The organism is Spongiimicrobium sp. 3-5 (assembly GCF_046557915.1).
Lineage (GTDB): Bacteria > Bacteroidota > Bacteroidia > Flavobacteriales > Flavobacteriaceae > JBHEBG01.
Genome location: NZ_JBHEBG010000004.1, coordinates 314,127 through 337,809 on the forward strand (window position 1 = coordinate 314,127; position 23,683 = coordinate 337,809).

The 23,683-nt window shown below is 40.4% G+C and carries 22 protein-coding genes; 21 read left to right on the plus strand and 1 reads right to left on the minus strand.

The window, feature by feature from the left end; all coding sequences use genetic code 11:
* The first annotated feature begins 36 nt into the window (after positions 1-36).
* The 15 genes from ACEQ81_RS15695 (at position 37) to ACEQ81_RS15765 (ending at position 16,511) form a co-directional block, all read left to right on the plus strand.
* Positions 37-1,605: a solute:sodium symporter family transporter gene (locus ACEQ81_RS15695; RefSeq protein ID WP_411031859.1), complete on the plus strand. Its 1,569-nt coding sequence runs from the start codon at positions 37-39 to the stop codon at positions 1,603-1,605.
* Between the two features lie 230 nt (positions 1,606-1,835).
* Positions 1,836-3,422 (plus strand): glycoside hydrolase family 28 protein, encoded by a 1,587-nt coding sequence (locus tag ACEQ81_RS15700; protein ID WP_411031860.1) that lies wholly within the window; start codon positions 1,836-1,838, stop codon positions 3,420-3,422.
* Between the two features lie 139 nt (positions 3,423-3,561).
* Positions 3,562-4,959 (plus strand): glucuronate isomerase, encoded by a 1,398-nt coding sequence (gene uxaC, locus ACEQ81_RS15705; protein WP_411031861.1) that lies wholly within the window; start codon positions 3,562-3,564, stop codon positions 4,957-4,959.
* A gap of 18 nt (positions 4,960-4,977) precedes the next feature.
* Positions 4,978-6,018: a PfkB family carbohydrate kinase gene (locus ACEQ81_RS15710; protein ID WP_411031862.1), complete on the plus strand. Its 1,041-nt coding sequence runs from the start codon at positions 4,978-4,980 to the stop codon at positions 6,016-6,018.
* 60 nt (positions 6,019-6,078) lie between these two features.
* Positions 6,079-6,744 carry a bifunctional 4-hydroxy-2-oxoglutarate aldolase/2-dehydro-3-deoxy-phosphogluconate aldolase gene (locus tag ACEQ81_RS15715; protein ID WP_411031863.1) on the plus strand — a complete coding sequence of 222 codons (666 nt, stop codon included), beginning with the start codon at positions 6,079-6,081 and terminating at the stop codon, positions 6,742-6,744.
* Positions 6,745-6,775: 31 nt separating this feature from the next.
* Complete coding sequence (locus ACEQ81_RS15720; protein WP_411032033.1) at positions 6,776-8,413, plus strand: UxaA family hydrolase; 1,638 nt, start codon at positions 6,776-6,778, stop codon at positions 8,411-8,413.
* 29 nt (positions 8,414-8,442) lie between these two features.
* A complete protein-coding gene (locus ACEQ81_RS15725) occupies positions 8,443-9,909 on the plus strand; it encodes a tagaturonate reductase (RefSeq protein ID WP_411031864.1) in 1,467 nt (488 codons plus the stop codon).
* The gene (locus tag ACEQ81_RS15730) at positions 9,906-10,877 is read left to right on the plus strand and encodes a TRAP transporter substrate-binding protein (RefSeq protein WP_411031865.1); all 972 of its coding nucleotides are present in this window, start codon (positions 9,906-9,908) and stop codon (positions 10,875-10,877) included. The genes ACEQ81_RS15725 and ACEQ81_RS15730 overlap by 4 nt, the downstream gene beginning before the upstream one ends.
* 1 nt (position 10,878) lies before the next feature.
* Positions 10,879-11,337, plus strand: coding sequence for a TRAP transporter small permease (locus ACEQ81_RS15735; RefSeq protein WP_411031866.1), 459 nt, complete (start codon positions 10,879-10,881; stop codon positions 11,335-11,337).
* A 4-nt stretch (positions 11,338-11,341) separates the two neighbouring features.
* Positions 11,342-12,637, plus strand: coding sequence for a TRAP transporter large permease (locus ACEQ81_RS15740; RefSeq protein ID WP_411031867.1), 1,296 nt, complete (start codon positions 11,342-11,344; stop codon positions 12,635-12,637).
* 23 nt (positions 12,638-12,660) lie between these two features.
* Entirely contained in the window at positions 12,661-14,016 is a 1,356-nt protein-coding gene (fucP, locus tag ACEQ81_RS15745) for an L-fucose:H+ symporter permease (protein ID WP_411031868.1), read from the plus strand.
* A gap of 184 nt (positions 14,017-14,200) precedes the next feature.
* Positions 14,201-14,734 carry an RNA polymerase sigma factor gene (locus ACEQ81_RS15750; protein WP_411031869.1) on the plus strand — a complete coding sequence of 178 codons (534 nt, stop codon included), beginning with the start codon at positions 14,201-14,203 and terminating at the stop codon, positions 14,732-14,734.
* Positions 14,735-14,751: 17 nt separating this feature from the next.
* Entirely contained in the window at positions 14,752-15,165 is a 414-nt protein-coding gene (locus ACEQ81_RS15755) for a hypothetical protein (RefSeq protein WP_411031870.1), read from the plus strand.
* A gap of 35 nt (positions 15,166-15,200) precedes the next feature.
* Positions 15,201-15,419 carry a hypothetical protein gene (locus ACEQ81_RS15760; RefSeq protein ID WP_411031871.1) on the plus strand — a complete coding sequence of 73 codons (219 nt, stop codon included), beginning with the start codon at positions 15,201-15,203 and terminating at the stop codon, positions 15,417-15,419.
* 39 nt (positions 15,420-15,458) lie between these two features.
* Positions 15,459-16,511 carry a DUF2911 domain-containing protein gene (locus ACEQ81_RS15765; protein ID WP_411031872.1) on the plus strand — a complete coding sequence of 351 codons (1,053 nt, stop codon included), beginning with the start codon at positions 15,459-15,461 and terminating at the stop codon, positions 16,509-16,511.
* A 48-nt stretch (positions 16,512-16,559) separates the two neighbouring features.
* Here the strand turns inward: ACEQ81_RS15765 and ACEQ81_RS15770 are convergent, their stop codons facing one another.
* Entirely contained in the window at positions 16,560-17,411 is an 852-nt protein-coding gene (locus ACEQ81_RS15770; RefSeq protein WP_411031873.1) for a MurR/RpiR family transcriptional regulator, read from the minus strand.
* Between the two features lie 169 nt (positions 17,412-17,580).
* Here ACEQ81_RS15770 and ACEQ81_RS15775 point away from each other — a divergent pair, with 169 nt between their 5' ends.
* The 6 genes from ACEQ81_RS15775 (at position 17,581) to ACEQ81_RS15800 (ending at position 23,650) form a co-directional block, all read left to right on the plus strand.
* Positions 17,581-18,915: a sodium-dependent transporter gene (locus ACEQ81_RS15775; RefSeq protein ID WP_411031874.1), complete on the plus strand. Its 1,335-nt coding sequence runs from the start codon at positions 17,581-17,583 to the stop codon at positions 18,913-18,915.
* A gap of 19 nt (positions 18,916-18,934) precedes the next feature.
* Positions 18,935-20,119: an acetylornithine deacetylase gene (gene argE / locus ACEQ81_RS15780; protein WP_411031875.1), complete on the plus strand. Its 1,185-nt coding sequence runs from the start codon at positions 18,935-18,937 to the stop codon at positions 20,117-20,119.
* Between the two features lie 3 nt (positions 20,120-20,122).
* A complete protein-coding gene (locus tag ACEQ81_RS15785) occupies positions 20,123-21,322 on the plus strand; it encodes an NAD(P)/FAD-dependent oxidoreductase (RefSeq protein WP_411031876.1) in 1,200 nt (399 codons plus the stop codon).
* 3 nt (positions 21,323-21,325) lie between these two features.
* Positions 21,326-21,694 carry a nuclear transport factor 2 family protein gene (locus tag ACEQ81_RS15790; protein ID WP_411031877.1) on the plus strand — a complete coding sequence of 123 codons (369 nt, stop codon included), beginning with the start codon at positions 21,326-21,328 and terminating at the stop codon, positions 21,692-21,694.
* 62 nt (positions 21,695-21,756) lie between these two features.
* Entirely contained in the window at positions 21,757-22,383 is a 627-nt protein-coding gene (locus ACEQ81_RS15795; protein WP_411031878.1) for an RNA polymerase sigma factor, read from the plus strand.
* A gap of 112 nt (positions 22,384-22,495) precedes the next feature.
* Complete coding sequence (locus tag ACEQ81_RS15800) at positions 22,496-23,650, plus strand: FecR family protein (RefSeq protein ID WP_411031879.1); 1,155 nt, start codon at positions 22,496-22,498, stop codon at positions 23,648-23,650.
* Positions 23,651-23,683: the final 33 nt, after the last annotated feature.

The following is a 23,683-nucleotide window of genomic DNA, read 5'->3' on the forward strand; positions in this document are numbered from 1 at the left end:
TAAAACTTGTATGCAGTATAAATTAATAACAAAAGCATGCTAGCAACTTATTTGGGTTTTTTCGGGTTTACCTTGCTGGTTATTGTTTATACTACCTATAAGTTAAGAAAAGACAGTTTTAGTACCGCAAAAGGGTATTTCCTTGCAGGTAAAACCCTAACCGGACCCATAATTGCCGGGTCTATGATCCTGACCAATATTTCTACCGAGCATCTTATCGGGATGAACGGGAGTTCGTATAAAAATGGTATTATCGTAATTGCTTGGGAAGTGACTTCTGCCATTGCCCTTGTTATTGCGGCGATCTTTTTTATTCCGAAATTCATTAGGATGGGGTTGACCACCATTCCCGAATTTTTGGAGAAACGGTTTGATGGCGTTACTAGATCCGTCGTTGCTTTTCTCTTAATGTTATCCTTTGTAGTTACACTTTTACCCATAGTACTATACACCGGGGCCATAAATATTGAAAGCGTTTTCGATTTCTCGGCGATGTTCAACATTTCCAAGAACGAGGCCTTGTTGTATTCCGTACTTACGATTGGGGTTATTGGATCGCTCTACGCTATTTTCGGGGGTCTTAAGGCGGTAGCATATTCAGATACCCTTAACGGAGTGGGTTTAATGTTGGGAGGGCTTTTAATACCTATTATTGCCCTGTATCAAATAGGGGAAGGAAGCATTTTTGGTGGTATGAGAACCGTATATAACTTTGCTCCCGAGAAGTTCGATATTATTGGTAGTCCCGATTCCGTATTGCCTTTTTCGGTCTTGTTTACAGGGCTTATGATAAATCAGATATATTTCTGGGGGATGAACCAAGCCATTATACAAAGGGCATTTGGAGCAAAAAACCTGGCAGAGGCCCAGAAGGGACTTATCTATACAGGGGTGTTAAAATTGTTTGTTCCCCTTATCATTGTACTGCCCGGGTTAATTGCCTATTACTACTTTCAGGATCAGTTTTATGAAACTCCCGATCTAATTTATCCCATGTTGGTGAAAAAAGTACTGCCCACCTATTTATACGGTTTTTTTGCGGCAGTAATCTTGGGGGCCGTATTAAGTACCTTCAATAGTGTATTGAATTCTGCGAGCACTGTTTTTTGCTATGATATTTATAAAAAATTGGTGAACAAAAACGTTTCGGACGGGAAATTGGTGCGTTACGGTAAAATCACTTCCGTGGTATTGGCGGTGTTATCCATATCCGTGGCACCTTTGGTAGCCTATGCGCCAGATGGCCTGTATTTTTTATTACAAGAATTGAACGGTATTTTCTTTATTCCTATTTCTTCCGTAATCATAGCCGGAATATTTGTAAAGCAAATAAATGCCAAAGGTGCAAAAGCAGGTCTGTTCTTTGGTTTCCTTTTCTACCTGCTTACTACGTTTGTCTTGAAGTTGGATATCCATTTTGTGCATTTATGGGGCATAGAATTCGTCCTAAATTTTGTCATCATGTTCTTGGTTTCCAAATATTATTTTACGGGCGATTATGTTCAAAAAGTTTATGAAAACCCTAGCAAAAAATGGCCGCATGTTAATACTGCTGGTATCATACTGGTGATTTTGACGATACTGATTTACGTACTACTTTCTTAAGTCTATATTACCGGTTGCTCTATATTTTAGGTAAAAAGAGGCACCGAATAGTACAAAATTTTGAGCCTATTTTTGCCAAATATGATATATATTTTGCATCTGGGCTTAATATGGCAATCATAGTAAAAAACAGTAACGCCTTTGATGTACCTTAGTCCCAATAACCCAAGGATAATAGACAATCAATAGTTACTTAAAACATAACAGCAATGTATTTATAACGTTCCTAGATGATGAAAACTAAGCATATAAAACAAAGCCTTTTGTGCGCAGTTATAGCGGTCATTACCTTAAGCCAATATTGTGTTGGACAGGTAACGACCAAAAATGCCGTACAAATTTCCGTTTTGGACTATAATGCTATAGGTAATGGCACTGCACTGAATACTGTGGCCATCCAAAAGGCCATAGACGCTGCATCAGGGAATAAAAATGGTGGTAAAGTTGTTTTTCCCCGAGGTGTTTATCTCAGTGGTACATTAGCGTTAAAAAGTAATGTAGAACTACATCTACAAGAAGGAGCGGTATTGCTGGGGAGTACAGATCCAAGACATTACCGAAAGTTAGAGGTAAAGGGAGCACCTACACCCAAAAAAACCGATGACAATTCCAGATTGGCATTTTTGATTGCCGAAAATGCAAAAAACATTGCACTAAGTGGCAAAGGCACCATAGATGGGCAGGGTAGGGAACTGGCATTAACGATAGACAGTTTGCACCATATTGGGGAGGTTATAGATCCGGACTACAATACACGAAGTATGAGACCAAACGAAACAGTACGTCCCAAAATCATAAATTTTATGCTTTGTGAAAATATTACGGTTACGGACCTTACCCTGAAAAACGCTTCAGGATGGGTGCAGAGTTATGAAATTTGCGATAATGTTAAGATTAAAAATCTAACCATCCAAAGTAGGGCGTATTGGAACAATGATGGTATTGGCATAACAGATTGTACCAATGTGCATATCAGCGATTGTAATGTAAACACCGCGGACGATGGTATTGTTTTAAAATCGTATTATCCCGGCTATGTTAACGATGGTATTTATATTGGCAATTGTACCGTAAGATCTAGCGCCAGCGCAATTAAGTTTGGAACCGCTTCGTATAGTGGCTTCAAAAACATTGTCATAGAAAACATAAAAGTCTTCGATACCTTTAGATCGGCCATTGCGCTAGAATCGGTGGATGGCGGAATTATAGAAAACGTTGAGGTTAACCATATCATTGCGAAAAATACCGGAAACGCAATTTTTGTAAGACTAGGCCATAGGGCAGGAGAAAACCCCGGTATTGTAAAAAACGTTTCGTTCAAGAATATCGATGTGGAAGTTCCCTTTGGAAGACCGGATATTGATTATGATATGCGAGGACCGGAAGTAGGATATTTTCATAATCAGTTTCCAGCTCCGATTGCTGGAATCCCAGGGCATCCCATTGAAAATATATCTTTCGAAAATATAACCATTTCATATCCGGGAAGAGCATCCAAAGGAATGGCCTATGTTCCGATAAGCAGGTTGGACCAAGTTCCAGAAAATATAAAAGGTTATCCAGAATACACAATGTTTAGGGAACTTCCCTCATGGGGATTCTATGTACGCCATGCCAAAGATGTGAAAATGAGAAACATTAAACTTTTGGTAAGGGATTCGGATTTTAGACCCGCTTTGGTTTTTGAAGACGTAGAAGGCCTCACAATTAAGAATCTAACCGTACCGGTAACGGGCCATAAGCAAATCATTCTAAAAAAGGTGTCCAAAGAAGACGTTCCCGAAGAATTACGGGCGCAGACAAGGAGGGTTAAATAGAAATTATAAAAGTATTGGTTAAACAAATAGAGTAATGGGTAATGGTATGTCCATGCATTTGAAGAAACTCTCCATTGCTATAACCATGAATAGCAGTATTTTAGAATAGTATTTAAGAAGAAAAGAAAGTATTTATTACATGACAGATTTTATACATCACGATTTTTTATTGGAGAATGATTATGCCTCGGAGCTGTATCATACCTACGCATCTTCAATGCCCATTATTGATTATCACAATCATTTGCCGCCACAACAAATAGCGGCCGATCTTAATTTTAATAACCTTACCAACGTATGGATTGATGGCGATCATTATAAATGGAGGGCCATGCGCACCATGGGCGTGGCAGAAGAGTTTATTACCGGAAAGGCCAGCGATAGCGAAAAGTTTGAAAAATGGGCGCAAATAGTACCATATACCATGCGCAATCCGCTATATCACTGGACACATCTAGAGCTAAAGCGTTATTTTGGTATTGACGAGTTGTTGACTTCAAAAAATGCTTCGGAAATTTATAAGACCACAGCCGAGATGCTCTCCAAACCAGAAAACAGCTGTAGGGGCTTAATTTCTAAAATGAATGTATCCGTGTTATGTACTACGGAAGATCCTACCGATGATCTTAGCCATCATAAGGAATTGGCAACAAGTAATTTTTCCACTAAGGTGAGTACGGCTTTTAGGCCGGACAAGGCCATATTAATTGAACAAGAAGGCTTTAATGCCTATTTGGATTCCCTTGAAGAGGTTTGGGGAAAAAGTATCGATTCCTTCGATGGGTTATGTACGGCCTTGGAGGATAGGATTACCTATTTTAATGAAAATGGATGTACCCTATCAGATCACGGTTTAGAGTATGTCCCTTATACCAAATTTACCGAAACCGAGGTAAAGGCAATTTTTAAAAAAAGAAGGGAGCATAAAGAAATAAGTGCTTCGGATGCAGAGAAGTACAAAACGGCCATACTCCTGTTTCTGTCCAATAAATATCATAAACACGGTTGGGTACAGCAGTTTCATCTTGGGGCCTTAAGGAACAACAATAGTAGAATGCATAATTTGTTAGGCCCGGATACGGGCTGGGATTCTATTGGGGACTGGTCGCAGGCGCAAGGCCTTTCTAATTTTTTAAATACATTGGATAGCTCCAATGCTTTGGCCAAGACCATTATTTATAATTTAAACCCAAGGGACAATGAGGTTGTGGCCGCTATGATCGGTAATTTTAACGATGGTTCCGTAAAAGGTAAAATTCAGTTTGGTTCTGGTTGGTGGTTCTTAGACCAAAAAGATGGTATGGAAAAACAAATGAACGCGCTTTCCAACATGGGGCTCATTAGTTGTTTCATAGGGATGCTCACAGATTCTAGAAGCTTCCTTTCCTTTCCAAGGCACGAATATTTCAGGCGTATTTTGTGTAACCTTTTGGGAAAAGAGATAGCTACCGGGCAGTTGCCAAATGATATGGAGTGGATAGGGAAACTGGTTCAGGATATTTCTTATAACAACGCAAAAAATTATTTTAATTTCTAATTTATTTAATCAAGTTATATGCAAAAAGTAGTGACATTCGGAGAGATTATGCTTCGCTTATCCCCTCCGGGTTTTTTAAGATTTTCACAGGCCAATAGTTTTGATGTGGTCTATGGTGGTGGAGAATCCAATGTAGCGGTTTCCTTGGCCAATTATGGGGTTTCCGTAGATTTTGTAACACGACTACCCAATAACGATATTGGCCAATGTGCACTTATGGAAATGCGGAAAAGGGGAGTAGGCACGGACAAGATAATCTATGGTGGAGACCGTTTAGGTATTTATTTTTTGGAAACAGGCGCTGTAAGTAGAGGAAGCAAAGTAGTTTACGATAGGGCCCATTCTGCCATGGCAGAAATTGCTAGTGGTATGGTCGATTGGGATTTGGTCTTTAAGGATGTAGGCTGGTTTCATTGGACCGGTATTACGCCGGCAATTTCGCAAGGAGCGGCGGACGTTTGCCTAGAGGCGGTAAAAGCTGCCAGCGAAAAAGGCATTACCGTTTCCACAGATTTAAATTATAGGGCCAAATTATGGAAGTATGGGGTAGAGCCCGAAGCCATTATGACCGAACTTACCTCTTATTGCGATGTTATTCTTGGTAATGAGGAAGACGCTGAAAAACACTTTGGTATCAAACCAGAAGGTTTGGACATTACTACCCAAGGGGAACATGTAAAGGCTGAGGCTTTTTTATCGGTCTGCCAACAGATGATGGAAAAATTCCCTAAAGCCAAAAAGGTAATTACCACGTTAAGAGGCTCCATTTCAGCCTCGCACAACACTTGGGCCGGTGTATTGTACAACGGAAAAACAATGTTGAAATCGCCCCAATATCAGATTACCGATATTGTAGATAGGGTAGGTGGTGGTGACTCCTTTATGGGAGGATTAATCTATGGTCTGCTCCAATATCCGGATGACGATCAAAACGCATTGAATTTTGCGGTAGCGGCCTCTTGTTTAAAACACACTATTAAGGGCGATGCCAATTTAGTAACTGTCTCTGAAGTAGAAAAATTAATGGGCGGGGATGCCTCGGGGCGGGTAGCAAGATAAAAAATAGAAATTGGAACGATGCCTGCCAAAAATATGGCAAGCATCCTAAATGTTAGTTTTATGGCACAGTACACACGAATTGAAGTTGCAACCTTAATGAAAGAAACGGGCATGGTACCCTTATTCTACCATCCCGATGTTGAAATTGGTAAGAAAGTATTGAAAGCCTGCTATGATGGTGGTGCTAGATTGATGGAATTTACGGCCCGGGGCGACTTTGCCCATGAGGTGTTTTCGGCCCTGAACAAATACGTTATCAAAGAACTTTCGGGTATGGCTATGGGAGTAGGATCCATTACCGATGCCGCTGCAGCTTCCCAATATATACAAATGGGCGCTAATTTTATAGTAACTCCTTCCCTGAGAGAAGATATTGCCGTGGTGTGTAACCGACGAAAAATACTTTGGTCTCCCGGATGCGGTTCTTTAACAGAGATCAATAGGGCCGAAGAACTGGGTTGTGAAATCATTAAACTTTTCCCAGGTTCTACCTATGGACCGGGCTTTGTAAAGGCTATCAGGGGTCCGCAACCTTGGACAAACATTATGCCAACAGGCGGGGTAAGCACCGAAGAAAGTAACCTAAGAGGATGGTTCAATGCCGGGGTTACCTGTGTTGGAATGGGTTCAAAACTTATTTCTAAAGAAATATTGGAAAAGCAAGATTATAAGAAATTAGAGGAGGATGTGCGGAGTGCATTGCAAACCATAAAATCTGTTCGCTAAAACCTTTGTGGTGCTGAAGTCAAAAGAATACATGCAGTTGGATGAGCGCGATAATATCGCCGTTGCCCTTAAAACCCTACCAAAAGGGATGAGGATACCATGGGGTTCACAATCTATTTTGCTTAAGGAAGATATAGCACAAAAACACAAGTTTACCCTAAAGGCAATTCCGAAGGGAGAGACCATTATAATGTATGGTACCTTGGTTGGTAGGGCCGTTTCATCCATTGCCAAGGGTGCCGCAATCCGCACCGATAATACCGAGCATGCAGCAGCGGATTATAAACCGATGGGGCAAAGGTATTCCTGGCAGGCACCAGATATAAGTAGATTTAAAAACAGCACATTTAATGGTTATCACCGTAAAGATGGCAGTGTAGGTACGGCTAATTATTGGCTGGTAATTCCTTTGGTATTTTGTGAAAACCGAAATGTGGATATTATAAAGTCTTCCTTGCTAAATGCCTTGGGTTACAATACCAGTGCAAGTTTTATAGTGGACGCCCAGGTATTGGTGGAAAAATATAAGAGAGGTGAATCGGAAAACGACCTCCTGGCTACCGACCTAATTAAAAATTCCGAAGAAATAGCTGAAAACAGAACCTTTCCCAATGTTGATGGTATCAAATTTTTAAATCATGACGGGGGTTGCGGAGGTATTCGCCAAGATTCTGAAACGCTTTGTAATCTTTTGGCCGGTTATATTACCCACCCCAATGTAGCCGGGGCTACCATTTTAAGTTTGGGGTGCCAGAATGCACAGGTGAGCATACTGAAAGATGCAATTCAAAAGAAAGATAGCAGCTTTGCAAAACCACTTTATGTATTGGAACAACAGCAGAGTGCCAGTGAACGACATTTTATAGAAGAGGCGGTTAAAAAAACATTTTTAGGTCTCATAGAGGCAAATAAGAATACTAGGCAAAAGGCACCCTTAGGCAAACTAACTTTAGGCTTGGAGTGCGGTGGTTCTGACGGATTTTCGGGAATTACCGCCAATCCTACCTTGGGATATGCTTCAGATTTATTAGTAGGATTGGGGGGCACCACGGTCTTGGCAGAATTTCCGGAACTGAATGGGGTAGAACAAGAACTGATCAATCGGTGCCATACAGAAACCGAAGCCATTAAGTTTTCTAACCTAATGAAAGCGTACTCGCAAAAAGCGGTAGCAGTGGGTTCTGGCTTCGAAAACAACCCCTCTCCTGGCAATATTAAGGACGGACTGATAACCGATGCCATGAAATCTGCCGGAGCAGCTAAAAAGGCCGGGTCTTCACCTGTAATAGACGTGTTGGATTATACCGAGAAAATAACCAAGAAGGGGTTAAACCTCCTATGTACACCCGGGAATGATGTGGAAAGTACTACAGGCTTGGCAGGATCTGGGTGCAATATAATTGCATTTACCACCGGCTTGGGCACTCCCACCGGAAACCCCGTTGCCCCGGTAATAAAAATTAGCAGCAATAGTAAACTAGGCCACAGAATGAAAGATATCATAGATTTCGATACAGGATCTATTATAAGTGGGGAAGACAGCGTAGAAACGCTAGGTGTGGCTTTGTTGGAATACATCATCAAAGTAGCAAGCGGAGAAGAAGTACCAGCTGCAGTACGGCTGGGCCAGGAAGATTTTATTCCATGGAAAAGAGGTATATCACTATAATAAAAAAAGTGGTGAACAGAAACCAATAAATGCAGCAACTCAATAGAAAATCAGTAAAACCGCAAGAGATACTACCAATACGCATTATGCAATTTGGTGGCGGTAATTTTTTGCGCGCATTTGTGGATTGGATGGTGCAAATTCTAAATGAAGAAACTAATTTTTCTGCCGGAATAGCGGTAGTAAAACCCACAAAAAGAGGCAACTACAAGCAGCTTAAAACGCAAGACGGTTTGTTTACCGTTATTTTGAAAGGGATTAAAAATGGCAAATTGATTACAGATCAAAAATTGATCACCTGTGTGCAACAAGTAGTTAATCCTTATACGGATTGGCAAGATTATTTAGACTTGGCAAGAAATCCCAACTTGCGATACATTGTTTCCAATACTACCGAAGCAGGGATAGCATTTAGTGAGAGCGATATTGCAAACCATGTGCCTATCGAATTTCCGGGAAAACTTACCTTATGGCTGTACGAACGCTATCTTTTTTTTGGTACTGAGGCATCGCGGTATGGCTGCGTTTTTTTACCCTGCGAATTAATTGAAGAAAATGGACAAGCCTTAAGACAATGTGTTTTGAAATATGCAACGCATTGGGAATTGGGGGAAGGTTTTGCCCAATGGATTAAAGAGTCCAATCACTTTTGTTCTACTTTGGTAGATAGAATTGTATCTGGCTATCCTAGCGATAGTGAAGACCAGCTGCGGGCCGATTTAAACTACATCGATAGTTTAATGGTTACAGGGGAGTACTATCACGATTGGGTGATACAGGGCCCTGATTTTTTGGTAAATGAATTGCCTAGTGCCAAAACCGACCTTAATATATCTTTCTTGGACGATCTGGCATCTTATCGGGAGATGAAGGTTCGCATTCTTAACGGTGCCCATACGGCAATGGTACCCATTGGTTATTTGTGCGGGTTCCGAACGGTTAAGGAAGTTATGGACCATCCCAAATTAGCCGCTTTCATAAGGGCGCTTTTGTCCGATGAGGTTAAAAAGACCCTGCCGTCTACAAATTTTGATGTAAGTGCCTATATAGCGGATGTATTGGACAGGTTTAGAAACCCCGCCCTAAACCATAAGTTGATCAGCATAGCTCTTAATAGTACCACCAAATTTAGCACCCGATTACTCCCTAGTTTAATAGATTTTAATAAATATCAGGGTACGCTTCCAAGACATATCGCTTTTTCCCTCGCAGCGTTGATTTGTTTTTATAAGGGCGATGTGGACGGTGACCCCATTCCGTTAAAGGATAATGACAAGGTTCTCCTAATTTTTAAAGAGGCTTGGCAGGCATTTAATAATAAACAGATTGACTCGGAAACATTGGTATTTAGCCTTTTAGGACATACCATTGTTTGGGGAGAAGACCTTACCAAAATAAAAGGACTGGCTAGTCTGGTGGCCATGGATCTTACTGATATTCTAAACCTTGGGATGATAGCCAGCATCGAGAAAAAAACTTTATACAAGCAACAATGAAAGCACTACCGAAGTTATTCATTTTGATAGTACTACTATGTGGATGCGAAAACACGTCAACCACCAAAACCATAAAATTAGGGCATGGTCTGGATGTGAATCATTCTGTGCATAAGGCAATGGTTCAAATGGGGAAGGATTTGATAGCGTTATCAGATGGTAAACTAAAATTAGAAATTTATCCCAACGAACAATTGGGCACGGAGCGACAGTGCCTGGAACTATTGCAGATTGGTAGTTTGGATATGACCAAGGTCTCTGTGGGTGTACTGGAAAATTTTGCGCCTAAAATAAAAGTATTGGGCCTACCTTTTTTATTTAGGGATCGGGAGCATTCGTTTCAAGTATTGGACGGGCCAATAGGCCAAGATTTACTTAAAGGAATGGAGAAATATTGGTTGAAAGGTTTAGGGTATTATGACGCAGGAAGTCGCAGTTTTTATACCAAAGACCGCCCCATTAATTCGCCCGAAGACCTTAATGGTCTAAAAATAAGGGTAATGGAAAGTGTCAATGCCGTAAATATGGTAAGGGCCCTTGGGGGCTCACCAACCCCAATATCCTGGGGCGAACTGTATACTGCACTTCAGCAGGGCGTAGTGGATGGGGCAGAAAACAATCCGCCTAGCTTTTATCTGTCTAGACATTACGAAGTATGTAAGTATTATGCTTTGGACGAACATACGGTTTTACCAGATGTGCTATTGTCTGGAACGCATTTGTGGGATAAACTTACCCAAGAAGAACAAGGTTGGTTACAGCAAGCTGTACAAAGTTCTTTGGCGTATCAACGAAAGTTATGGCTTATCGCGGAACGCGAAGCTTTAAACGAAGTAGAGAAGGCAGGTGTGCAGATCATTAGACCAGATAAATCCCTTTTCTCCAAACAAACGGCTTCACTCTTGGAAGATTTTAAGGACGACGAGGCATTCTACACCCTTATTCAACAAATAAAAGACACACAATAAAATGGCATTACGAAAAAAAATAGATACGTTTTTGGCCTATACCCTAATTGCGATAATGACTTTAATGGTATTGAATGTACTTTGGCAGGTATTCAGCAGATTTTTATTGGGTTCTCCAAGTTCGTTTACGGACGAGCTGGCCAGATTTCTACTTATTTGGTTAGGCATTTTGGGAGCCTCTTATGTTTCTGGCAGAAATATGCATGTTGCCATAGACGTACTCCCTTCCCGCTTTGGTACTAAAGTTCAAAAAAGACTAATGTTGGCAGTACGCTTACTGATAGTGGCTTTCAGCTTGGGTGCCTTCGTTATCGGAGGATCTAGATTGGTATATATTACCCATGTTCTAGAGCAGTATTCCCCGGCTTTACAACTGCCACTGGCTCTGGTATATCTGGTATTACCCATAAGTGGCATGCTTATTATCTACTATAAAGTTTCAGATATTATAAAAAAATAGGACTATGGAATACATACCAATACTTGTTTTAGTAATTAGTTTTCTAACCCTATTGGCCATTGGAACACCCGTGGCTTGGAGTATTGCCATTTCTTCTGTCCTTACCATGTTGGTGAGTATACAGGCCTTACCCGCGTTTACTACCGTTTCTCAGCGGATGGCTACCGGATTGGATAGTTTTGCCCTGTTGGCAATACCGCTGTTCATACTTTCTGGAGAGCTAATGAACAAAGGAGGAATAGCACACAGGCTTATTGCATTTGCCAAAACGTTGGTGGGAGCTATGCCAGGTGGTTTGGCACTGATCAATATAATGTCGGCCATGTTAATGGGGGCAATAGCGGGTTCTGCAATGGCATCGGCATCGGCCATGGGTAGTATTTTGGGGCCCGAAATGGAGAAAGAAGGTTATTCCAAAGAGTTTGGGGCGGCGGTAAATATTACGGCGGCGACTACCGGCCTAATAATACCTCCCAGTAATGTACTAATTGTTTATTCCTTGGCCAGTGGTGGCGCTTCCATTGCCGCTCTTTTTCTGGCCGGTTATATCCCCGGAATTCTTACCGGTCTTTTACTTATGATCGTTGCTTCGGTTTGGGCCAAGAAGAAAGGTTATAAAGTAGGTAATAGGAGCACCTTAAAACAAATGGCAAAGACATTTATAGACGCCTTACCAAGCCTATTTATGTTGGTAGTGGTCATTGGGGGCATTGTTACAGGAATTTTCACCGCTACCGAAGCTTCGGCAGTTGCTGTACTTTATAGCTTTGTATTGGGATTGGTATACCGCGAGATCTCAATGCCCAAAATGCCCCAAATATTGTTGAATTCTAGCGCCACCTCGGCCATAGTGATGCTTTTGATAGGAGCTTCCATGAGCATGTCGTGGGTATTGTCCTATGAAAATATACCTCAAGATATTAGTACTGTGCTACTTGGGATCAGTGATAATAAGATTGTTATTTTGTTGCTCATCAACCTGCTGTTGTTGTTGGTCGGAATATTTATGGATATGACCCCCGCAGTACTTATTTTCACTCCTATATTTTTACCTATCGTGACAAAACTGGGTTTAGATCCGGTTCATTTTGGAATTATCATGATATTAAATTTATGTATTGGCCTTTGTACCCCGCCAGTAGGCTCCGTATTGTTTGTAGGCGTTGGTATAGCCAAAACAACTATCGAAAAAGTGATAAAACCTTTGATACCATTATTTGTGGCGATGATACTGGCACTTTTTTTAGTGACCTATTTTCCCCAGTTAAGCCTGTGGTTGCCTAGTTTATTTGATTTGTAATTATAAAACCTTCAACGAATACCATGCAAAAAGAACAGAAACCAGCCGTAGTACCAAAAAAATTCCTTATCCCGTTTATACTAATTACCTCCTTATTTGCCTTATGGGGGTTTGCCAATGCAGTAACCGATCCTATGGTAAATGCGTTTAAAAAGGTTTTGGAACTTTCAAACACCAAGGCGTCCTTGGTGCAAATGGCCTTCTATGGAGGTTATTTTTGTATGGCGCTCCCCGCAGCCATGTTTATGAGAAAATACTCGTACAAAGTTGGTATTTTAATAGGACTGGCCTTGTTTGCAACCGGAGCTTTATTGTTTTATCCGGCGGCAATAACCGAACAATTCGGTTTCTTTTGTCTTGGCCTCTATATCTTAACCTTTGGCCTTGCATTTTTGGAAACTGCGGCCAACCCCTATGCCTTGGCAATGGGTGCTAGGGAAACGGCTACACAAAGGTTAAATTTGGCTCAGGCATTTAATCCGGTAGGTCTTATAGCAGGTATTTTGGTAGCAAAGATCTTTGTGGCCCAGAAACTACAATCGGATAATATTGAAGATTTTAGTGCGTTGGATGAGGTTAAAAGGGCCGCCATACGTGCAGCAGATCTCGCCGTTATAAGGGATCCTTATGTTATTTTGGGTCTGGTCCTTATCGGTTTCTTTTTCTTGTTTTTAATAAGTAAAATGCCGCAGACTTCTGCAGATGGGGAAATGCCAAGTATCAAAGAAACTTTTAAGGTATTGTTCAAAAATCAAAAATATACGCTAGGTGTACTGGCCCAAATATTGTATGTGGGAGCACAGATTATGTGCTGGACCTATATTTATCAATATGTGGAAGGGTTAACCAACATGGGCCTCTTTAAAGAAGATGTTATGGTTCTTTTTGGATCGGAAATAGTTAAGGATGGATTTTATTATCAAATCATTGCTTTCATTCTTTTTATTGTAGGTAGGGCCATAGGCACGGCCATGCTAAGGTACTTAAGCCCGGGAAAGTTGCTAATGTCATTCGCCTTAATGGCCATTGTCTGTATTCTGGGAACTATATTTATCGTAGGCATGGGCGGACTTTATTGTTTGGTGGCGGTGTCCTTTTGTCTTTCTTTAATGTTTCCAACCATCTATGGTATTGCGCTTGGCGATTTAACCGAGGAAGAATCAAAAGTTGGGTCCGCAGGCCTTATTATGGCCATTGTGGGAGGAGCCCTTATGCCAGCTTTTCAGGGTATGATCATAGATGTTGGGGGAACTTCGGTGAATGATACCACTATAGCAGGAGTTTCCGAAGTTAATTTCTCATTTGTACTTCCATTGTTGTGTTTTGTGTTTATAGCGTACTACGGAAGAAGGGTGTATACCCATTATACTTCCGTTTAGGGCATTAGTTTAAAATTTGATGGATGTAGGGCCTACCGGTTTTGGTGGGCCTTTTTCGTTTTAGGTGACCTTACCAACTGCAAAACCTTATCTTATTTTCTTTTTTATGGATTTATTGAAAAAAAATGCAATAGATTGAAAAAGTATCGTCTTTATAATTGTAGGCTAGCCTAAAAGCTTAGAAATGACATCGGAAACCGAAAACAATAAAAAACTTGAAGAATTCTTTGGCAGGGAATATCATTTGCTTAAAGCATATGTTAACTCAAAAATAAAAGATAGTGTTGCCCGCGATGCCGAGGATATTATTCAGGATGTTGCTTTAAAATTGTTTTCGAATAGCCATCATTATTCGCCCATTAACAATGTGGCAGGTTTTGTTTACCATTCTATTCGAAATAAAATCATCGATGTTATTAGGACGGCCAAGCCGGGAAATAGAAGTCATGAGGAAAACGAATCCAAACTGATCGAGTTTGCCGAAATATTGTATGGAAAACCTGATAATTCTTATTCCGAGCAGTTAAAGAGCGACCTAAAACAGACCATCATGGGGCTAAAACCTCATTATAGGGATATTATCATAGCTGTAGATTTTGAAGGATACTCCTATAAAGAAATAAGCTTGGAAACAGGTATATCCGAAGGTACACTTATGTCTAGACGTCACAGGGCCATTTCCTTGCTTTACAAGAATTTAAAACACAAAAAAGTATAATCTAAAACAAATAAAAAATGACAAATTTCTTTAAACATAAAATGAGGGGCAAATCCCCTGGAGAGATAGCAGGCCTTATTATTCTAGGGGTAATAGGAATCGCCGCACTGGCCATACTTTTCGGCTTTGTTATTATGTGGCTGTGGAACTGGTTAATGCCACTAATATTTGGATTGCCCGTCTTAACCTACTGGCAGGCCGTGGGTATTTACATACTCTTTAAAATTCTTTTGGGCGGTATTGGGGATGGCAAGAGCAGCAGCTCTTCCAAACACTCCAAATCACCCTGTAAAAAGGATAAGAAAAGCGATTTTTCCAAATGGAAACACTACGATAAGTTCTGGAAAGAAGAAGGCGATAAGGCATACAAAGAATATCTGGATCGTCTAGAAAATGATATGCCAGAACCGCCGGAAAATTACAACAACTGATTTACGAAATATTACTAAGATTGCAAATTATAACTATGAAAGTATTAATATTACGGACAGATATCGGAACCAAGAAAAAGGTTGAGGAAGTAAAACCTATTTTTAAAAAACTTTCCGTCGTGGCCAAATGGTCTGTAGATTTGGAGGACGTGGATAATGTTTTAAGGATTGAAACGACTGATGGTTTAAACGAAAGAGATGTCATCAATTTATTGGGCAACTATGGTTTTCAATGCGAGGAATTAACCTATTGAGGGTTAAAACGTTAAGAAGTACATCTAAATAAAATACTAATGAGGAATTTCAAATTTTGCCTGTTCATTTTGGCAATATGGCTTTGTGGCCCGGTAGCGATGGCGCAGCATTTTAATATACATAACCCAATAAAACTTCCGGCTAAAAGCCAGAAGGCAATGATAATGCAGCGCATTGGATATACGGATATTACCATAAGTTATCATAGCCCGGCAGCCAGAGGCAGGGAAGTTTGGGGCAAAATGATACCTTACGGAAAGGTCTGGCGGGCAGGAGCAAATGAAAATACCATCTTTACGATAACCGATGATGTAATTATAGAAGGTGAAACGTTGGCAGCAGGTAGTTATGGCCTTCACCTGCTTCCGGAAAAAGATCAATGGACATTTATTTTTTCGAAAAACCATACCTCATGGGGCAGCTACTTTTATGATGCCCAAGAAGATGCCCTTAGGGTCACCGTTCCCGTGGAAGATACAAATGAATATAGCGAATGGGTAAGTTTTGATTTTAATAAACGCGATAGGGGCGAGGCTACCATTGTACTGGGTTGGGCAGATAAGAAAGCCACTTTTGGACTTAGTTTGGATATTGATAAAATTGCATTGGAAAATATCCGATTGCAATTACGATCCGATGCCTATTGGGAATGGTTTAGCTGGTGCCAGGCCGCGGATTACTGTGCGGAGTACGGAATTAACACTGAAGAAGCTTTGGAATGGGTAGAAAAATCCATTGCACTTCAGGAAAATTTTTCCAATTTGGATGTAAAGGCAAAACTTTTGAAGCAGGCAGGCCAAGAAACCGAAGCAGAAAAGACCATTGCGCGAGCTATAGAAGTTGGAAACCATATCTATTTGGAACGCTACGGGCGCAGGTTTTTAAATAAAAAGGATTTTGAGCATGCCGAATACCTATTTGGGGAAGCTCTAAAGAAAGACAAAACCTATTGGCGGGCACATTTTAACAGGGGAAATGCCTTAAAAGGTATGGGAAAAAGCAAAGAAGCCCAAAAGGCTTTTAGTATGGCCCTAAACTACGCTCCGGAAGGCGCCAAGGCGCAGATACGCAATAGCATGGAAGCAAATTAAAAGACGGGTAAAACTAGAGGAAGAATATCCTATTACAAAAAAACACTTCTAAATTTTATAGACATTCTCTTTTTCCGACATATTTCTGAAATATTTGAAATGTGCCACAGTGTGGGGTTTTAGAATATTGGCTATGCTGTAAAAGATTGCATTTATTATACAATAGGCACCTACCATACTTCCGAAATAAAAACTGTTGGTACTGTTGATGCATACGTGGTAATCGCTGAAATCTATAAGTGGCGAGAGTGCACTATCCACAATACAAATTGTTGTTGCTTTCCGATTCTCTTTTGCAAATTGAAGGGCATTTATGGTCTGGTTCTGACATTTGTCCAAACAGATTGCAATTACCACATCCTCGTCGGAGAAATGCGCCATATTAAGGAAAAGTTCCCCATGATACTCGGTGCTGGCATGTATCTGAGGCACCGCCGACCTACAAATACGTTCCATATAATTGGCTACCATACCTATATGCCCCAGCCCTATAATATAGGTTTGTTTAGAGCCTATTATAGCGTTGGCAATTTTTTCAACCGTTTCAAAATCGATGACATCATACGTTTTTTGAAGCATCATTATGTCTCCCAGAATGGCATCCTGGGCAACTTTCTGGGGATTGGAGTGGGCCTTAACCTCTTTTATCATACCACTAAAAACAGAATCGACCCGGGTAAGTTGCACTTCCTCTTTTAAGATCTCCTTTAACTCATAAAAACCGTTCAATCCAATGGCTTTGCAGGCTTTCACCACTGTGGCCGGATTTACCCCAAGCTTATCACCAAGTTCTTCCATACGCATTAAAACCACCTTGTCCGGGTGGGTCAATGCATATTGGATTACCAAGCGTCTTTTCTTGGGAAGATTAGTAATATCGATATCTTTAATGGATTTCATACTTCGCAATAAACAAAAATTTTTGATAAACACATAAAAAAACATTTATGATATTGCTTTTTCAAAAATACTAATATCGATATTGTTATTTGATTTTTTTTATTTACTTTCCATAAATAATTGCTAACGGTTTTTGAGTAAAGCCATGCACCATTAATTTCTTAAAAGTATGTCCGATAGCAAATGGAGCAATAAACTCTCTTTCATTATAACAACCTCGGCGTTCGCCATAGGTCTGGGTAATATATGGCGTTTTCCATATATCACCGGAGAGAGCGGTGGTGGTGCTTTCTTATTGGTATACCTTGCCTTAATGGCCCTTATAGGGATTCCTATTCTTACAATAGAGGTAGCTTTGGGACGCATGGCCAAAACTACCATGTTGCTGGGATTTGGCAACCTCAGTGGAAAACCACTCTGGAATGGTCTAGGATGGTTGGGTGTAATTTCTTGCCTGCTTATCATGGGTTTTTATGTTATGATAATGGCATGGATACTCATATATATCGGCGAATGCCTATTTGGAAATATTTCTGAACTAGCTCCCGATGCCATTTCTGGACATTTTGATACGGTAGCCTCTCAGCTGGGAAAAGTTATTGCCGTTGTTTTTGGTATTCTGGCAACCGCCTTTTTTGTAGTAAAACGAGGGCTACATTCTGGATTGGAAAAATATGCCAAAATTTTAATGGTCGGCCTATGTGCCATAATATTGGGATTGGTGATTTGGGCGGCTACCCTGGACGAAGCAATGAAAGGTTATCAATGGCTTTTGTCTCCAGATTTTTCGAAGGTAGATTTTAAACTGATAATGACCGCTTTGGGGCAATTGTTTTTTTCCATTGGGGTGGGTATGGCGGTAGCTTTTGTTTTTGGCGGCTATACGGACAAGAAAGAAAATCTTATAAGCAGTGTTATATGGATTGTGGTGGCTGATACTTTTTTTGCAGTCCTCGCGGGTTTCATGCTTTTTCCAATGATATTTAGTTTTGGACTTTCGCCAGATTCTGGCCCTAACCTGATCTTTGTTACCATGACCTCGGTCTTTAATAAATTGGAATACGGCTGGGCCGTTGGTGCTGTTTTTTTTCTATTATTGTTCTTGGCAGGGTTCACCACGCTAATTTCTTGCATACAGGGATTAAAGGATAGTTTTAAGGATAAATACAAGCTTTCCAATTTACAGGGGTTACTGCTGGTAACCAGTGTTATTGGACTATTGGCTATACCTGTCGTTTTTTCCTATTCAGATGATCCGATCTATATTTTTGGTAAAACCGTTTTTGACTTTTTAGATTACCTCACCACCACCGTATTATTGCCATTGTGCGGACTGTTTATGGTTTTGTTTGCGGCCCATGTCATCGGTTTTAAACCACTCAAAGAACATTTGTCGGTGGGTCTAAATAATTTTAAAATAAGCAAGCACTGGAAAATAGTGTTGGTATGGGTACTGCCCATAGCTGTCACGGTAATTTTAGTCAATGGCCTTTTAAACAGTTGATTTTTTAGTAAAGAAAGTGATGTATAACCATAAAAACATAGAGACAAGTATTGAAATCCTAGGAAACTTGGTGCAATACCCCGTTTTGGGAGGTGAGAGCAATACATCCATAGCTGGTTATATTACCGATTATTTGAAGAAGAATAAAATCTCTTATTCCACGGTTCCAAACGAAAAGGGAGATAAGATGTCTATCCATTGCAGAATTGGTCCTAACGCGGACGGGGGCATAATACTTTCAGGGCATACGGATGTTGTACCAACCGAAGGACAACCATGGACCAAACCAGATTTTGAAATTACACGGAGCAACGGAAGGTTATATAGTAGGGGCACTACGGACATGAAGGGCTTTTTGGCGTGTTGCCTAACCATGGTTCCACACCTAAAAAAAATACCGCTTTCCAAACCGGTTTATTTGGCCTTTTCTTATGATGAGGAGGTAGGATGCTTGGCAGGACCGACCCTTATAAAACATATTAAGGAAACGTATGAAGAAAAACCAAGGTTTGCCATTATTGGCGAACCCACTTCCATGAAAACTATAATTGCCGAAAAAGGAGTTGCTTTTTTTAAAACGCAAGTCTACGGCCAGGCGGCCCATAGTTCGCAAGTAAGAAGAAGTGTAAGTGCTATTGAGGAAGCCACCTATTTAACACAATGGCTACTAAACAAGATGGACGGTTTTATAGCTGAGGGCAATATAGACAATCGCTTCGATCCGTCATATACCACTATCCATATAGGAAAGATCAAAGGAGGAACAGCTGTGAACATTGTTGCCGATTATTGTGAATTTTATTGGGACGTTAGAAACATTCCGTCAGATTCCATTGAAAAAATTGAGCGGTCCTTTCAGGAATTTTGCTTAGAGAGAATAAGGGAAAAGAAAAAATCATTTCCTGCCTTTAATATTATTACCACTGCAGAATTTCCTATCGTCCCTGGGTTAGATACTCCCAAAACTGACGAGGTAGTAAAATTGGTAAATTCCTTTACCGGTAAGGAATCATTTGAAACCGTGGCATTCGCTTCAGAGGCCGGACAGTTTTCCAAAGAAGGTTTCTCCGCGGTACTATGCGGGCCGGGGAGCATGGAACAAGGTCATAAGGCCGATGAATATATTGAAATCACCGAGATGAATAAATGCCTTCATTTTTTGGACGAACTGGTCAGTTGGTGCAAGAATGATAAAATTAAATAAGGAATGAAAAAGTATGATGTCTTAGTCGTGGGTGGAGGAATTTATGGTATAACTACCGCCGTAGCATTGGCTCAACGTAAGTATAACGTAGGACTAATAAACCCAGACACTATACCGCATCATTTGGCGGCTTCCACGGATGTAACCAAAGCGGTGCGGATGGAATACGGATCGGACAGGGAGTATTTTCGTATGGTGGAGATCGCCATAGAAAAGTGGTTGGAATGGAACGATCTTTTTAATGAGAAACTATATCACGAAGTAGGATTTCTGATGCTTTGCAAGGACAAGATCGAAAGTGACAAACATACCTTTGAAAAACACAGTTACAAAAATCTATTGGATGCAGGCTATTCACCGGACAGGTTGGATGTGGAAGGTATTAAAACCCGATTCCCCGCAGTAAATACATCGGAGTATATAGATGCCAGTTTTAATCCTAAGGCCGGTTATGTAGAGTCTGGTTTAGCGGTACAAAAATTGGCAGATTATGCCCGCAGCCTTGGTGTTGCCATCCATGAGGGAAGAACAGCGAATGGCTTTGAGATTACCAATGGTGTCTTGCAAGCAGTAAAGACCAAAGAGGGCGAAACTTTTCAATGTGGGCATGCAGTAGTGGCCGCAGGTGCACACACTCCCCTGCTTTTACCAGAACTACAACCCTTTATGAAGACTACAGGGCATCCTGTGTTTTGGTTGAGACCTGGGGATTACACCAATTTTGTACCTCCAAAGTTTTCGGTTTTTACGGCAGATATCTCAAATTCTGGCTGGTATGGTTTTCCATTTCTTCACAAACAAGGAGTAGTGAAAATCGCCAAACATTCCAACGGTACCCCCGTTCATCCAGATAAGGACGATAGGCAAATTACGGATGCCGAAGTCACAGATATGCGATCATTTGTAAAAATGACCTTCCCAGAATTATCCCAAGCCCCTTTGGTATATACCAGACGATGTCTTTATATAGATACCTTGGACGGTCATTTTTGGATAGACAACCATCCAGAGATCAAAGGTCTTTCCGTGAGCACAGGGGGAAGCGGTCATGGGCTAAAAATGGGCCCCTTACTTGGAGAAATGACAGCAGATATAGTAGAAGGAAAATCGCACGAGTTTTCCAAAAGACATAGGTGGAGAAACCTTAGTAGTACCACGCATCAAGTGGAAGAAGCAAGATATGTAATCAATCGAAAATTATAAGGTATGCAAGCAGGTAAAATAGTCCAAAAATTTATGGAAGCCTATAACAGGAGAAATGTAGACGAATACATATCTTATATGCACCCAAATTTTACAGCATTGCTTTATGATACGGAACAGTTATTATGTTCCAATATTGAGGAAGCACGAAAGATATATACCAAACGATTTTCGGAGAACCCAAATATCTACGTCACTACCCTTAACAGAATAGTAAACGACAATGTGGTTGTGGATGCACAATTTATCGAAGGTTTTGATGGAGGACAAACCATAATGGCCACTTCCATTTTTGAACTGGAGGATAATCTAATAAAAAGAGCTTCGTTCGTACGAAGAGTATGGGATAACATGGAGAAATTGGTTTTTTAAAACGAACCGACTTCAAACATTAAAAAAGAAGGTATAAGACACTCATTAATAGCACTATTGCCATGAAGAAATTAATGAAATATGACCGATATGGGAATGAAGAAATTCTAAAAGAACATCTTAAGAGCGGAGATGAAAATGCTTATGGATTTTTGTATAAAACTTACTATGCCGAATTGTGTAGCTACATGTTCGCCATTAGTGGAAATGAAGTTCAGGCCCAAGAAATTGCCCAACAGACTTTCATAAAATTGTGGCGCAAGCGCGATAGACTGTTTATACACGGAAGTTTGAAAAAGTATATTTTTAAAGTAGCCTATCATCAATATATGGATGCGGTACGTCAGAAAAAACGCGAAAACCAATTGATAGAGGACCTAAAATATGAAGCTATCATTGAATTGCTCGAAAGTACTCCGGAGGACTTGGACCAAAAGATTTGCCTCCTAGAAACCGAAATCAATAAATTACCCTTACAATGTAGAAATGTATTCTTACTGAGCAAAAAAGACGGGCTAAAGTATAAAGAGATTGCGGAGCAGTTGGATATTTCCATTAAAACGGTAGAAAGGCATATGGCGAAAGCACTGAAAAGATTACGAGACGGTTTCAATAGAAATACTTCCAGTACAGAACCTTCACCCGTAATACTCTACCTGGCCATGTATAGAGTCAGTTCTATGAAGTAAGAACCAACGTTTGTTAAGTTATTTTCAATTTTTCTGTTAAAATTATAGGAATAGAGTGGGGGTATTTCCAAAACTTCCCGTCATAATGGTAAGAAAGTAGTATTGCCCTTATATGAAGCAGTCCAAAATAAAAAAAATCATTGTAAAGTATATGGATTCGCAGGCGAGTGCCAGCGAGGAAGCTGCACTTTTAAAATGGCTTCAATCCAAGGAAAATCAGGTTTTTTTTAAAAGATATGTAAGAACGGAATCTTTACTAAAGTCACAATCCAAAAAGTTCGATGAGGACGAAGCGTTTATGGACTTTCTTGTTCAGATAAAAAAGGAGCGCCGAAAAGCCTTTGTGCCTCAGGTTCTAAAATACACTGCAATATTCATTGCAATTTTCGCTCTAAGCGCGGCGGTATATCTAAATCAGCAAGGAAGTGAAGTTACAATAGATCCAAATGCCATTACCTTACAAATACATGGTAAGGAGACAAAAACCATTGCTTTGGAAGGAGAAATGACCGAGGTTCGTATCGATGGAGCGTATTTGGGACACCTAAAAGGCGGAAACTTTACCTATAATGTCAAATTAGGGAGGGACAATGTGGTCCATGACCATACAATTAAAGTGCCCTATGGTAAAAGGTTTCAGGTAACCCTTACAGATGGTACCATTGTTTATCTTAATTCGGGCTCCAAACTCCGTTACCCTGCTACTTTCACAAACAAAGATAAACGTGAGGTTGCTCTGGAAGGAGAAGCCTATTTTAATGTCAACAAAAACCCCGAAAGACCTTTTGTAGTAAATACAAGGAGCCTACAGACCCAGGTTTTTGGTACGGAATTCAATGTATCGGCCTATGCGGATGATGCGGTATGTGAGGTAGTTTTGGTAGAAGGCAAGGTAGGTGTTAAGGATTTTGGCAAGCCATTGCCAAATACCGATGACCTAATAAGATTAGTACCCAACCAAAAAGCGGCCAAAGGGCACAATGGCGAAAAAAATATTACGGTATCGGAAGTAGAAGCTTCTTCCTATACACTATGGAGAAAAGGTATTTTACATTTTCAGAGCGATGATATCGTTACCATCATCAAAAAACTAGAACGTCATTTTAACCTTCGGATCACGAACAATTGTGCTGCTTTGGATACCCGTTTGTTTACCGGGACCTTCGATATCGAAAATGTAGATGAAATTCTTGGTGTAATAAAGACACATACACCATTTTCTTATACCAAAGATGGTAACATCATAATTATAGAACCAACTAACTAAAATAGACAGATCCATGAAAAATTTTAAAGTACC